Annotated in this window: 12 protein-coding genes; 4 read left to right on the top strand and 8 right to left on the bottom strand. The window is 60.9% G+C overall.

What is annotated here, in order from left to right; translation table 11 throughout:
- The 3 genes from ilvD to PMI28_RS01105 all read right to left on the bottom strand — a co-directional run.
- Nucleotides 1-1,598: dihydroxy-acid dehydratase (ilvD, locus tag PMI28_RS01115; protein WP_007992618.1), on the bottom strand; the 1,598-nt coding region annotated here is incomplete at its 3' end.
- A gap of 365 nt (nucleotides 1,599-1,963) precedes the next feature.
- Nucleotides 1,964-2,422: an REP-associated tyrosine transposase gene (locus PMI28_RS01110; protein WP_007992620.1), complete on the bottom strand. Its 459-nt coding sequence runs from the start codon at nucleotides 2,420-2,422 to the stop codon at nucleotides 1,964-1,966.
- Nucleotides 2,423-2,628: 206 nt separating this feature from the next.
- Complete coding sequence (locus PMI28_RS01105; protein ID WP_007978942.1) at nucleotides 2,629-3,825, bottom strand: class I SAM-dependent rRNA methyltransferase; 1,197 nt, start codon at nucleotides 3,823-3,825, stop codon at nucleotides 2,629-2,631.
- Nucleotides 3,826-4,107: 282 nt separating this feature from the next.
- Between PMI28_RS01105 and PMI28_RS01100 the strand changes: the two genes are divergently transcribed.
- On the top strand, nucleotides 4,108-4,977 hold the full coding sequence (locus PMI28_RS01100; RefSeq protein WP_007992621.1) for an HDOD domain-containing protein: 870 nt from the start codon (nucleotides 4,108-4,110) through the stop codon (nucleotides 4,975-4,977).
- A gap of 42 nt (nucleotides 4,978-5,019) precedes the next feature.
- Nucleotides 5,020-5,832, top strand: coding sequence for a bifunctional DNA-formamidopyrimidine glycosylase/DNA-(apurinic or apyrimidinic site) lyase (gene mutM, locus PMI28_RS01095; protein WP_007992625.1), 813 nt, complete (start codon nucleotides 5,020-5,022; stop codon nucleotides 5,830-5,832).
- Nucleotides 5,833-5,973: 141 nt separating this feature from the next.
- Here mutM and PMI28_RS01090 read toward each other — a convergent pair whose 3' ends face one another.
- From PMI28_RS01090 to PMI28_RS01070, 5 genes are all read right to left on the bottom strand, one after another.
- Nucleotides 5,974-6,225, bottom strand: a complete 252-nt coding sequence (locus PMI28_RS01090) for a YfhL family 4Fe-4S dicluster ferredoxin (RefSeq protein WP_003176712.1) — start codon at nucleotides 6,223-6,225, stop codon at nucleotides 5,974-5,976.
- 207 nt (nucleotides 6,226-6,432) lie between these two features.
- Complete coding sequence (gene coaD / locus PMI28_RS01085) at nucleotides 6,433-6,912, bottom strand: pantetheine-phosphate adenylyltransferase (RefSeq protein WP_007975368.1); 480 nt, start codon at nucleotides 6,910-6,912, stop codon at nucleotides 6,433-6,435.
- A 115-nt stretch (nucleotides 6,913-7,027) separates the two neighbouring features.
- Nucleotides 7,028-8,623: a GMC family oxidoreductase gene (locus tag PMI28_RS01080; RefSeq protein WP_007992632.1), complete on the bottom strand. Its 1,596-nt coding sequence runs from the start codon at nucleotides 8,621-8,623 to the stop codon at nucleotides 7,028-7,030.
- 132 nt (nucleotides 8,624-8,755) lie between these two features.
- Nucleotides 8,756-9,301, bottom strand: coding sequence for a hypothetical protein (locus PMI28_RS01075; RefSeq protein ID WP_007992635.1), 546 nt, complete (start codon nucleotides 9,299-9,301; stop codon nucleotides 8,756-8,758).
- Nucleotides 9,302-9,329: 28 nt separating this feature from the next.
- The gene (locus tag PMI28_RS01070) at nucleotides 9,330-10,760 is read right to left on the bottom strand and encodes a coniferyl aldehyde dehydrogenase (protein ID WP_007992637.1); all 1,431 of its coding nucleotides are present in this window, start codon (nucleotides 10,758-10,760) and stop codon (nucleotides 9,330-9,332) included.
- 145 nt (nucleotides 10,761-10,905) lie between these two features.
- On the opposite strand from PMI28_RS01070, the gene PMI28_RS01065 reads away from it, so the two are divergent.
- Both PMI28_RS01065 and PMI28_RS01060 read left to right on the top strand, forming a co-directional pair.
- Nucleotides 10,906-11,577: a TetR/AcrR family transcriptional regulator gene (locus PMI28_RS01065; protein WP_007992639.1), complete on the top strand. Its 672-nt coding sequence runs from the start codon at nucleotides 10,906-10,908 to the stop codon at nucleotides 11,575-11,577.
- A gap of 32 nt (nucleotides 11,578-11,609) precedes the next feature.
- Nucleotides 11,610-12,464: a sulfurtransferase gene (locus PMI28_RS01060; protein ID WP_007992640.1), complete on the top strand. Its 855-nt coding sequence runs from the start codon at nucleotides 11,610-11,612 to the stop codon at nucleotides 12,462-12,464.
- The last annotated feature ends 95 nt before the right edge of the window (nucleotides 12,465-12,559 follow it).

Raw genomic sequence — 12,559 nt, forward strand, 5'->3', positions numbered from 1 at the left:
CCGCCAGCCGCTTCAGGCGAAGCGTGGCCGATGGACAGACCGGAAGTACCCCCGGAGAAACGGCCGTCGGTGAGCAGGGCACAGGCTTTGCCCAGGCCTTTGGATTTCAGGTACGAGGTCGGGTAGAGCATTTCCTGCATGCCCGGGCCGCCTTTCGGGCCTTCGTAGCGAATGATGACGATGTCGCCTTCTTTCACTTCGTCGGCGAGGATGCCGCGCACGGCACTGTCCTGGCTTTCGAAGATCTTCGCGTTGCCTTCGAAGACGTGGATCGACTCGTCGACGCCAGCGGTTTTCACCACGCAGCCGTCCAGGGCGATGTTGCCGTAGAGAACGGCCAGGCCGCCTTCTTTCGAGTAAGCGTGCTCGACACTACGGATGCAGCCGTTTTCACGGTCGTCGTCCAGGGTTTCCCAGCGGGTCGACTGGCTGAACGCGGTTTGCGTCGGGATACCCGCAGGACCGGCCTTGAAGAAGTGGTGCACCGCTTCGTCGTCGGTCTGGGTGATGTCCCACTTGGCGATGGCTTCTTCCATGCTGCGGCTGTGCACGGTCGGCAGTTGGGTGTGCAGCAAACCACCACGGGCCAGCGAGCCGAGGATGCTGAAGATCCCGCCGGCACGGTGCACGTCTTCCATGTGGTACTTCTGGATGTTCGGCGCGACCTTGCACAGTTGCGGCACGTGACGGGACAGACGGTCGATGTCGCGCAGGTCGAAATCGATCTCGGCTTCCTGGGCGGCGGCCAGCAAGTGCAGGATGGTGTTGGTGGAACCGCCCATGGCGATGTCCAGGGTCATGGCGTTTTCGAACGCCTGGAAGTTGGCGATGTTGCGCGGCAACACCGACTCGTCGTTCTCGCCGTAGTAACGCTTGCACAGCTCGACGATGGTGCGGCCGGCCTGCAGGAACAACTGCTCGCGGTCGCTGTGGGTGGCCAGGGTCGAACCGTTGCCCGGCAAGGCCAGGCCCAGGGCTTCAACCAGGCAGTTCATCGAGTTGGCGGTAAACATGCCGGAGCACGAACCGCAGGTCGGGCAGGCACTGCGCTCGTACTCAGCGACTTTCTCGTCAGAAGCGCTGGAGTCGGCGGCGATCACCATGGCGTCGACCAGATCGAGGCCGTGGGAGGCGAGTTTGGTCTTGCCGGCTTCCATCGGGCCGCCGGAGACGAAGATCACCGGGATGTTCAGGCGCAGGGCGGCCATCAGCATGCCGGGGGTGATCTTGTCGCAGTTGGAAATGCACACGATCGCATCGGCGCAGTGGGCGTTGACCATGTACTCGACGGAGTCGGCGATGATCTCGCGGCTCGGCAGCGAATACAGCATGCCGTCGTGGCCCATGGCGATGCCGTCATCGACAGCGATGGTGTTGAATTCCTTGGCCACGCCGCCAGCGCGTTCGATCTCGCGGGCGACCAGTTGGCCAAGGTCCTTGAGGTGCACGTGGCCCGGTACGAACTGGGTGAACGAGTTGGCAATGGCGATGATCGGCTTCTTGAAGTCGTCATCTTTCATCCCCGTGGCGCGCCACAGTGCGCGGGCGCCGGCCATGTTGCGGCCGTGGGTGGATGTTTTCGAGCGGTAATCAGGCATGAAGCACTCCGGGCGGCTAATCAGGTATCAAAAGGGAAGTGAGCTTCTATTGACGTCTGGAACACTCAGAAATGGCCGCGTGTCCGGAAGTTGCCGATAACTTTGCGGGATCGCCGCGCGCTTCAGCTTGAGCTCATAAACCCGCCGGGGATGACTGGCGATGAATGTTCGCGATTCTACACGGCTGGCGGCTGGAGGGAATGGCTGCAAGCCAGGAGGCGGCATTCACAAGACGTGCGGGCACTCCATTTCCTGTAGGAGCGAGCTTGCTCGCGATGAACCCGAGAACGCTGCGGGGTGCCAGGTTTCCAGCGTTATCGTTGACGACCATCGCGAGCAGGCTCGCTCCTACAGTGATTTGTGCATCAGAGCCAGATGGCGTCCCAGAGTGGGTAGTCACCGATATGGTCGACGAGGCCTGCGCGTAGGGGGTTGGCGATGATGTATCGGGCGATGGCTTTCAGATCTTCCTCGCGACGCAGGGCTCGGTCGAAGTAGCCCTTTTGCCATACAGGAGCATATAGATCTCGTCTCTGATTGATGAGGCGTGTGCAGCGAGATTTGGTGGCTTGCACCAGTTTCGGTAAATCACCGTTGTGCAATTCAATCAGCCAGTGGAAGTGATCCGGCATGACCACCCAGGCTATAGACGTGGCATAGCCGGCTTCCTGAGCCCTTCTGAACTCATGCACCAAAAAGCGGCCAGTGCGCCAATCCTGGAAGAATGGTTGTCGTTCATGGGTGACAGCGGTCAGGTGATAGATGCGACCGGATTGCGAGTGCCGACCGGTGCGTAATCGATGGGTTTTTGGCGTGTTGGACATTCCGTTGTCCTCTTCGGTGATGGGAAGAGAAAACGGTAGGCGTGGTGCGGGAGGTTGTCGCTTCGGCAGTGGATCAGGATGTGTCCTGCACCTGTAGGAGCGAGCCTGCTCGCGATGAATTCAAAGACGCCGCGGGGTATCAGGTTCCCCGCGTTATCGTTGACCAGCATCGCGAGCAGGCTCGCTCCTACAGAGGTTTTGCGTTATCAGCTGTTCGGCAGCAACCGGCAGGTGATGCTCTTGATATAGCGGGTTTCAGCAATCGCCGGGTGCACCGGATGGTCCGGACCTTGCCCGCCGCGTTCCAGCATCTGGATGTTGCGGTCCAGGTGACGGGCGCTGGTCAGCAGGATGTTCTGCAGGTCGTCTTCCGGCAGGTGCATCGAGCACGATGCGCTGACCAGGATGCCGTCCTTGGTCAGCAGGCGCATGGCTTGCTCGTTCAGCCGGCGGTAGGCGCCTTCGCCGTTTTTCATGTCTTTCTTGCGTTTGATGAACGCCGGCGGGTCGGCCACGATCACGTCGAAACGTTCTTCGCTGGCTTTCAGCTCTTTGAGGGCTTCGAACACGTCGCCTTCGATGCAGGTCATTTTCTCGGCGAAACCGTTCAGCGCGGCGTTGCGCTCAACACCGTCGAGGGCGAAAGCCGACGCGTCGACGCAGAACACTTCGCTGGCGCCGAACGCGGCAGCCTGCACGCCCCAGCCACCGATGTAGCTGTACAGGTCCAGTACGCGCTTGCCCTTGGCATACGGCGCCAGGCGTGCGCGGTTCATGCGGTGGTCGTAGAACCAGCCGGTTTTCTGGCCCTGGATGACCGGCGCTTCGAATTTCACGCCGTTTTCTTCCAGCGCGACCCACTCCGGCACCAGGCCGAACACGGTTTCGACGTAGCGCGTGAGGCCTTCGGCGTCACGGGCGGCGGAGTCGTTCTTGAACAGGATGCCGCTTGGCTTGAGCACTTGGGTCAGTGCTGCAATCACGTCGTCTTTATGGGCTTCCATGGTCGCCGAGGCGATCTGCACCACCAGGATGTCGCCGAAACGGTCAACCACCAGGCCTGGCAGCAGGTCGGAGTCGCCGTAGACCAGGCGATAGAACGGCTTGTCGAACAGACGCTCGCGCAGGGACAGGGCCACGTTCAGGCGATGCACCAGCAGCGACTTGTCCAGCGGCAGCTTGATGTCGCGCGACAGTACACGGGCGCAGATCAGGTTGTTCGGGCTCATGGCGACGATGCCCAGCGGCTTGCCGCCGGCGGCTTCGAGGATCGCCTGGTCGCCGGCCTTGAAACCGTGCAAAGGCGTAGCGGCTACATCGATTTCGTTGCTGTAGACCCACAAGTGACCGTTGCGCAGACGACGGTCGGCGTTGGCTTTGAGGCGCAGGCTAGGCAGGGACATGTCGTCGCTCCGGAAAAAAGAGCGGGAGTATAGCGTGTTGAGACCCCGGATTGGCCTGCAAGTGGACATGTGGCGAGGGAGCTTGCTCCCGTTGGACGGCGAAGCCGGCCCAAAAGTCGGTTATTGAGGTGCATCAGGTACATTGAGTTCGCTGGTGTTGCGGTTGCTGCGCAACCGAACGGGGGCAAGCCCCCTCGCCACAGAGACTTGTCTTGCGATTTGGTATGTCGGATCCAACTTTATAAAGGTTAGAATTGCCGTCTGACGCCAGAGTGTGCACAAATGTCCCAAGAGCTGACTTCCGAACAGATCCAACAAGCCCTGCAGGGCATCAGCGTACCGGCCCAGCCGCAAATCATGGTGGATTTGCAGATGGAGCAGTACATGCCCGACCCGGATCTAGAAGTCATTGCCAAACTGATATCCCAGGATCCGGGGCTTTCCGGTTCCTTGCTGAAGATCGTCAATTCGCCGTATTACGGGTTGAGCAACAAGATTACTTCGATCCAGCGCGCGGTGAATCTGCTGGGCAGCCGCTCGGTCATCAACCTGATCAATGCGATGTCGATCAAGGGCGAAATGAATGACGACACCATTGTCACCCTGAACCGTTTCTGGGACACCGCTCAGGACGTGGCGATGACCTGCCTGACCCTGGCCAAGCGCATCGGCGTTGAAAATGGCGACGAAGCCTATGCCCTGGGCCTGTTCCACGACTGCGGCGTGCCCTTGATGCTCCAGCGTTTCCCCGACTACATGGGTGTTCTGGAGCAGGCCTATGCCAACGCCAGCGCCGAATGCCGGGTGGTGGACACGGAGAATCAGGTGTTCAATACCAATCACTCGGTGGTCGGCTATTACACGGCCAAGTCCTGGCGCCTGCCGGAACACGTGAGCGCGGCGATCGCCAATCACCACAATGCCTTGGCGATATTCAGCGATGAGACTTCGCGCAACAGTTCGTTGAAGAACCTGTTGGCGATCCTGAAAATGGCCGAGCACATTTGCGCGTCGCATCGGGTGCTGGGCAATCAGACCGAAGATCACGAGTGGAACAGCATCGCGCCGCTGGTGCTCGATTATGTCGGCCTCTCGGACTACGACTTCGAGACCCTCAAGCAGACGATCCGCGACCTCGGCACTCATCGCTGAGTGTCGGACCTTTCCGGGCCATGAGCCTGATCCGGGAGCACCATGCCTGAATTGCCAGAAGTCGAAACCACTCGTCGCGGCATCGCGCCGTACCTGGAAGGCCAGCGTGTCAGCCGGGTGATCGTGCGTGATCGGCGCTTGCGCTGGCCAATTCCCGAAGACCTCGATGTGCGGCTGTCCGGGCAGCGCATCGTATTGGTGGAGCGGCGCGCCAAGTACCTGCTGATCAATGCCGAAGTCGGCACCTTGATCAGCCACTTGGGTATGTCAGGCAATTTGCGTCTGGTGGAGGCCGGGCTGCCAGCGGCCAAGCATGAGCATGTGGACATCGAACTGGAGTCGGGCCTGGCCCTGCGCTACACCGACCCGCGGCGCTTCGGCGCAATGCTCTGGAGCCTCGACCCGCTCAATCACGAATTGCTGATTCGCCTGGGGCCGGAGCCGTTGACCGACCTGTTCGACGGCGAGCGCCTGTTCCAGCAGTCCCGTGGCCGTTCGATGGCGGTCAAACCGTTCATCATGGATAACGCGGTGGTGGTGGGCGTCGGCAATATCTACGCGACCGAAGCGTTGTTCGCCGCCGGGATCGACCCGCGCCGCGAAGCCAGGAGCATTTCCCGCGCGCGTTACTTGAGGCTGGCAATCGAGATCAAGCGCATCCTCGCGGCCGCCATCGAGCGCGGCGGTACCACGCTGCGGGACTTTATCGGCGGTGATGGTCAGCCCGGTTATTTCCAGCAGGAACTGTTCGTGTACGGCCGTGGCGGTGAACACTGCAAGGTCTGTGGCACGGGGCTGCGGGAAGTGAAACTGGGGCAGCGTGCGAGCGTTTTTTGCCCGCGTTGTCAGAGCTGATCGTCAGTCATAGCTTCAGTGAGGCTGATGACGCCTTCGCGAGCAAGCCCGCTCCCACAGGGGATTTGTGTACGGCGCAGATCCATTGTGGGAGCGGGCTTGCTCGCGAAGAGGCCCGCAAGAGCGCTGGAAACCTGAGAATCAAGCCTTACCGGTAATCTTCCGGTACTTCTCCATCAACTGCTCTTGCGTCTCCGGATGGGCTTCGTCCAGTGGAATGCAATCCACCGGGCAGACCTGCTGGCACTGCGGTTCGTCGTAGTGGCCGACACACTGGGTGCACAGGTTCGGGTCGATCACGTAGATCTCTTCGCCTTGGGAAATGGCGGCGTTCGGGCACTCGGGTTCGCAGACGTCGCAGTTGATGCAATCGTCGGTGATGATCAGGGACATGCTAACTCCAGCCGGGGCGGCAGGCCCGGGCGCAATAAACCAATGCGTGTAATTGTGCCGCATTGGCGCCCGTGTTGCACGCGGGGGCGACGCACTGTAGGAGCCAGCTTGCTGGCGATGGACAAGAGGGCACCGCGTTTATTCAGGTGGCCCTCGTTATCGTTGACGTTCATCGCGAGCGAGCTCGCTCCTACAGTATTTGCGGGGTTATTTCTTGAAGCGCTCGGTCAGTGCGTCCGCCACCGCAGGGTGCACGAACTTGGTGATATCGCCGCCCAAGGCAGCAATTTCACGGACCAGCGTCGAGGAAATGAACGAATAGCGCTCGGATGGCGTAAGAAACAGGCTTTCCACATCCGGCGCCAGTTGGCGGTTCATGTTGGCCAGCTGGAATTCGTATTCGAAGTCCGACACCGCGCGCAAACCACGCAGGAACACGTTGGCATTCTGCTCTTTGGCGAAGTGCGCGAGCAGCGTCGAGAAGCCGACGACTTCAACGTTCGGCAGGTGTTTAGTGACCTCGCGCGCCAGTTCCACACGCTGTTCCAGGGGAAACAACGGGTTTTTCTTCGGGCTGGCGGCGACAGCGATGATCACGTGATCGAACAGGCGCGAGGCGCGTTCGACCAGATCGCCATGGCCCTTGGTAATAGGGTCGAAGGTACCTGGGTACAACACTCGGTTCATCGCGTCGTCCTGGCGGGAATCCGTTGGGGAGTCGGATGGTATCGCAGCCTTCCCGGTCGGCCAAGTCGCCTGTTGGGTAAGAAAGCACTATAGACGATGGGAATAATCGCTATTTTCATGGGTTTTTTAAACGTTCGGCCAGGGAAGTCGCCAGTTGCGCCGTCAGTCCGTAGACCGACAGTTGCGGGTTGGCGCCAATGCTGGTGGGGAACAACGAGCCGTCGTGAATCGACAGATTGCCGAGCTGATGATGCCGGCCGAGGCTGTCGGTCACCGCGTTTGTCGGGTCTTCGCCCATGGCACAACCACCCATTACATGGGCACTGCCCAGGCGTGTGCGGTACAACTCCAGGCTCAGGCCGTCGATCAGGGTGCGGGCTTCGGCGAGGGTCTTCACGTAACGGGCGTCGGCGTGCATTGGCATCACGGCCCTGGCGCCACCGGCAAACTGGATCTCGGCCATGGTATGGAATGCCCGGCGCAATCCATCCCAGGCGTACGGTGATAGCTGGTAATCCAGCACCGGCGTGTCGTCACCGCGCAATTCGACGCTGCCACCGGGGCTGTCTGGGTGAAAACCGTCCCGGAGCAACGCCAGCATGGCGTGGGTATGGGGCAGATTGGCCATGTGTTGCGAGTTTTCCTGGCCGAAACCGCCGAGCAACGTCGTGGCCAGTGCCGGGTGCAGGGGCGGGACTTCCAGTTTGTAGGACATCTTGCCGGTGGTGCCATCCTGCCATTGGAAATGGTCGGAATAGATCGACTGCGGCGCGCCGTAGAACGGGTTGACCACTTCGTCGAACAACGCAGCGGACATGTTCACCGGGTGCAGGAACGTGCGTTTCCCCAGGCGCTTGTGCGGGTCAGGCGCACCGGAACGCATCAGCAAGGCCGGGCTGTTAATGCCGCCACCGGCCAGCACGAAATGCCGCGCCTTGACCGTGATGGTGCGCCCGGTCGGCGCTACGCAGCGTTCATCCATCGCCGAGCATTGCAGGCTGGTGACCTTGTCGCCGCTGATCGTGAATTTCTCGGCGCGGGCCAGGTAAAGCAGCTCGCCACCTTTTTCCAGGGTCGCCGGAATGGTGGTGACCATCATCGACTGCTTGGCGTTGGTCGGGCAGCCCATGCCGCAGTAGCCGAGGTTCCAGCAGCCGCGAACGTTGCGCGGGATGACGTGCCATGAGTAATTCAGTGCTTCGCAGCCCTTGCGGATCACATCATTGTTGGCGTTGGGCGGCACCATCCACGGCGCGACGCCCAGGCGCTGCTCCATTTTCTCGAACCACGGCGCCATTTCCGCCGGGCTGTGACCCTTGACGCCATGCTCCTTGGCCCAGTGTTCCAGGGTCGGCTCCGGGGTGCGGAAACTGGAGGTCCAGTTGATCAGCGTGGTGCCGCCCACCGCCCGGCCCTGGAGGATGGTGATCGCGCCGTCCTTGCTCATGCGGCCGATGCCTTCCTGATACAGGCTGGCGTAGGCCTGGTCTTCGAGCAGCTTGAAGTCGCTGCTGGTCTTGAGCGGGCCTTCTTCGATCAGCAGTACTTTGAAGCCGGCCGCGCTGAGGATTTCGGCGGTGGTGCCGCCGCCGGCACCGCTGCCGATGATCGCCAGGTCTGCTTCGAGTGTCAGGTCCTGGGTCAGTTGTGAGCCGTTGTAGGTTTTCCAGCCTCGGGCCATGCCTTCGCGAAATGGATCGGGTACGGGCATTTTCGGGTTCTCTTTTTATTATGGTTCAGGTGCTGTGGTGATAAGACTGACGCCTTCGCGAGCAAGCCCGCTCCCACAGGGTCACACGGTCTATGTGGGAGCGGGCTTGCCCGCGAAGGGGGCGACTCGGTATCAGACAGTGGGCGGTCCGGGATACCCGCAATGCGCCCACGACTCCTTGCGGCCGTACCAGGCCATCATCACCAGTTGCAGCAAGGAACTGTGACCCATGCGCAACAGGCTCAACGAGCTGTTTTCCCAGCGGTTCAGAAACAGCCGGATATCGTCGGCGCTGGCGTTTTCCCAACTGCCCCAGATCCCGGTCAACGGTCCGCGGGTCACGGCCATGCCCAGCACATCGAACAATTGCCGGGTCAACTTGAGCATTTCCGGCGACAGGTGAGCGAGGTTGTAATCCAGGCTTTCAAGTGTGCCCTCGACAGCCTCGGGCATCCGTTCGGAGGTCACGGCACCGTCGAGCATGACCGGGATCAACGCCCGCAAAAACAGCAGGTCGCCGCTGCGTAATGTGGTGAAGCCACTGGCCGGGACGCTCGCCGAACAGCCGCTGAGGCTGGCGCCCAACCCGGCAGTGGCGAGAAAGGCGCTGGCGCCGAGGCTGAATTTAAGCAGCCCGCGCCGTGACAGCGCGGGTGAATCGGACAGGCTTGGGTTCATTATTGTTATTACCCGACGGTGATGATCGTTAGCGGATGAACAGCTTCTGGATCAGCTTCTGGATCGATTTGCCATACGGCGGGTAGATCAGTTTCGCCGCGTTGAACCGCTGCTTGATCAGCACACCCTTGGCCTTGCTGAAGGTCAGGAAACCTTCATGGCCGTGGTAGTGGCCCATGCCCGAAGCACCAATGCCGCCGAACGGCATGTCATCCTGGGCGACGTGCAGCAGCGTGTCGTTCAGGCACACGCCGCCGGAATGGGTTTCGTGCAGCACGCGCTGTTGTTCGCGCTTGTCGTAGCCGAAGTAATACAGCGCCAGTGGGCGCGGGCGCTGGTTGATGTAGGCAAATGCCTGATCCAGATCCTTGTACGGCACGATCGGCAACAGCGGTCCGAAGATTTCGTCCTGCATCACCGTCATGTCGTCAGTGACATTGAGCAGCAGGCTATGGCTCATCCGGCGGCCCTGGCCTTGGTCGAACAGTGGCATCAGCAGCGCACCCTTGCCGGTGGCATCGCTGATGTAACCATTGAGGCGCGCCAGTTGCCGTTCATTGATGATTGCTGTGTAGTCCGGGTTGTCGGCCAGCGTCGGATAAAACCCGCGGACGGCCGTGCGATAGGCTTCGATGAAACCTCCGATGCGATCCTCCGGCACCAGCACATAGTCCGGGGCCACGCAGGTCTGGCCGGCATTCAGGGTCTTGCCGAAGGCGATGCGCTCGGCGGCGTCCTTGAGCGGTACATCGCGGGAAACGATGGCCGGGGACTTGCCGCCCAGCTCCAGGGTTACCGGGGTCAGGTTTTCCGCGGCGGCGCGCATCACATGTCTGCCGATGCTGGTGGCGCCGGTGAACAGCAGGTGATCGAACGGCAGGCGTGAAAACGCCACGCCCATATCGGCCTCGCCCAGGACCACGCAAACCAGGTCTTCGGGGAAGATGCGCGCCAGCAACTGCTTCATCAGCAAGCCGGTCGCAGGAGTCGACTCACTGAGCTTGAGCATCACCCGATTGCCCGCCGACAGCGCGCCGACCAACGGACCGATGGCCAGGAACAGCGGGTAGTTCCACGGCACGATGATCCCGACCACGCCCAACGGTTGGTAAACGACTTTGGCCGACGCAGGCTGGAAGGCTACGCCTACCTTGCGCCGCGAGGCTCGCATCCAGCCCTTGAGGTGTTTGCTGGCGTAATGGATGCCGTGCAGGCTGGGCATCAGCTCGGCGAGCAGGGTTTCATCGGCGCTGCGATGACTGAAGTCCTGGCTGATCGCATCGATCAGGGCCTGGCGTTCATTGTTCAACAAATCCTTTAGCGCCTTGAGCCATTGCAGGCGCTGCGCGGCCGGTGGCATCGGGTTGGCGGCGTAGGCGGCACGCTGAGCGTCGAACAGGGCCTGAAGCTCTTCCAGCGGCTGCTGTAGGTTCTGCAGGTAGGAAATTTCAGCAGTCATGGTCGGCTCCGGATTTATTGTAATGAAGCACTTTTTAGAGTTTATGCTCTATAAAGTCAAATGACATCCTGGAACAGCTTTGTTTTATCCGCTCGCGGATAGATCTAAGATGCCCGTCAACGCACTCTGAATTAAAGCTCAAGCCATGGCCCCACGGATCAAAACCAGCGAGCGCATCGTGCAGAACAGCCTGGAGCTGTTCAATCAACAGGGCGAGCGCAGCATCAGCACCAACCACATTGCTGCCCACATGGAAATTTCCCCGGGCAACCTGTACTACCACTTCCCGAACAAGCAGGCGATCATCGCGGTGCTGTTCAGCGAATACGAAAGCCTGGTGGACAGCTTCCTGCGCCCGCCCCAGGGGCGCGGCGCCACGGTGGAAGACAAGCGCTTCTACCTCAAGGAACTGCTGGCGGCGATGTGGCGCTACCGGTTTCTGCATCGCGATCTCGAACATTTGCTCGACAGCGATCCGGACCTGGCCGACCGCTATCGACGCTTCTCCCAGCGCTGCCTGATCCAGGGAACGGCGATCTACGAAGGTTTTGTCGCCGCCGGTATCCTGAAGATGGACAAGGTGCAGATTGAATCCCTGACGCTCAATGCCTGGATCATCCTCACGTCCTGGGTGCGTTTCCTGTGCACCACGCGGGAGAACTCCAGCCACCTCAGCGAGCAAGCCATTAAGCGCGGGGTGTATCAGGTGCTGGTGCTGGAAGCCGGGTTCGTCACGGATCAGTCCCGCGATGCGGTCAATGCATTGTTCGAGGAGTTTTACGTGCCCCTGGCCCAGGCGCTGGAAGAAGTACAGTAGGATCAAGGCCGACTTAATCACAGGAGCCCGTTATGCCCATTGCGCAACTGATCAGCCCGCAAGCACTGGACCTGAAAAAGGACCAGCCGGGGCTGGTGATTCTGGATTGTCGTTTTGCCCTCGAAGACCCGGATTACGGTCAGCGCAGCTATGCCGAAGGGCACATCGCCGGTTCGAGCTACGCCGACCTTGAACGTGATCTGAGTGGCACCGTGGTCAAGGGCGTGACCGGGCGTCATCCGTTACCCGAGCCGGCGCATTTGATCGAGCGCCTGCAAGCCTTTGGCATCAACGTCGATAGCGAAGTGGTGCTGTATGACGACGGTCCGGGCGCCTATGCGGCGCGGGCCTGGTGGTTGCTGGCCTGGTTGGGCAAGCGCGACGGTGTGTTCATCCTCGATGGCGGCCTCAAGGCCTGGCATGCGGCTGGTTTGCCGCTGAGTCTGGATGCGCCGGCGATCACCCGTGGCTCCTTCACCGGCAGTCCTGACTCTGCGTTGCTGATCAGTGCCGAGCAGCTGCAAAAGCGCCTCGCCCGGCCGGAACTGACTCTGCTCGATGCCCGCGCACTGCCGCGTTTCAAGGGTGAAGTGGAGCCGATCGATCCGGTTGCCGGGCACATTCCTGGCGCTCAATGTGCGGCGTTTACCGACAACCTGGGCAGCGACGGGCGCTTCCTCCCGGCCGATCAACTCAAGCAGCGTTTCGCCGCGAAACTGGGCGATCGCTCGCCGAATGATCTGGTGGCGTACTGCGGTTCCGGCGTGACGGCGTGCCACAACCTGTTTGCGTTGTGTCTGGCCGGTTATCCGTTGGGTTCGTTGTATGCCGGGTCGTGGAGCGAGTGGATCAACGAGCCTGCGCGTGGCGTTGCCACGGGCGAATAAACGCCACATAACCCTGTGGGAGCGGGCTTGCTCGCGAAAGCGGTAGATCATTCAACATTGATGTTGACTGACACGACGCTTTCGCGAGCAAGCCC

This window comes from Pseudomonas sp. GM48 (genome assembly GCF_000282335.1).
Classification (GTDB): Bacteria; Pseudomonadota; Gammaproteobacteria; order Pseudomonadales; family Pseudomonadaceae; genus Aquipseudomonas.

Bases quoted from the DNA above. Each gene is read 5' to 3' on its own strand.
- PMI28_RS01110 (WP_007992620.1), bottom strand. From the start codon at position 2,422: ATGTCCAACACGCCAAAAACCCATCGATTACGCACCGGTCGGCACTCG.
- PMI28_RS01105 (WP_007978942.1), bottom strand. From the start codon at position 3,825: ATGTCCCTGCCTAGCCTGCGCCTCAAAGCCAACGCCGACCGTCGTCTG.
- PMI28_RS01100 (WP_007992621.1), top strand. From the start codon at position 4,108: ATGTCCCAAGAGCTGACTTCCGAACAGATCCAACAAGCCCTGCAGGGC.
- mutM (WP_007992625.1), top strand. From the start codon at position 5,020: ATGCCTGAATTGCCAGAAGTCGAAACCACTCGTCGCGGCATCGCGCCG.
- PMI28_RS01090 (WP_003176712.1), bottom strand. From the start codon at position 6,225: ATGTCCCTGATCATCACCGACGATTGCATCAACTGCGACGTCTGCGAA.
- coaD (WP_007975368.1), bottom strand. From the start codon at position 6,912: ATGAACCGAGTGTTGTACCCAGGTACCTTCGACCCTATTACCAAGGGC.
- PMI28_RS01080 (WP_007992632.1), bottom strand. From the start codon at position 8,623: ATGCCCGTACCCGATCCATTTCGCGAAGGCATGGCCCGAGGCTGGAAA.
- PMI28_RS01075 (WP_007992635.1), bottom strand. From the start codon at position 9,301: ATGAACCCAAGCCTGTCCGATTCACCCGCGCTGTCACGGCGCGGGCTG.
- PMI28_RS01070 (WP_007992637.1), bottom strand. From the start codon at position 10,760: ATGACTGCTGAAATTTCCTACCTGCAGAACCTACAGCAGCCGCTGGAA.
- PMI28_RS01065 (WP_007992639.1), top strand. From the start codon at position 10,906: ATGGCCCCACGGATCAAAACCAGCGAGCGCATCGTGCAGAACAGCCTG.
- PMI28_RS01060 (WP_007992640.1), top strand. From the start codon at position 11,610: ATGCCCATTGCGCAACTGATCAGCCCGCAAGCACTGGACCTGAAAAAG.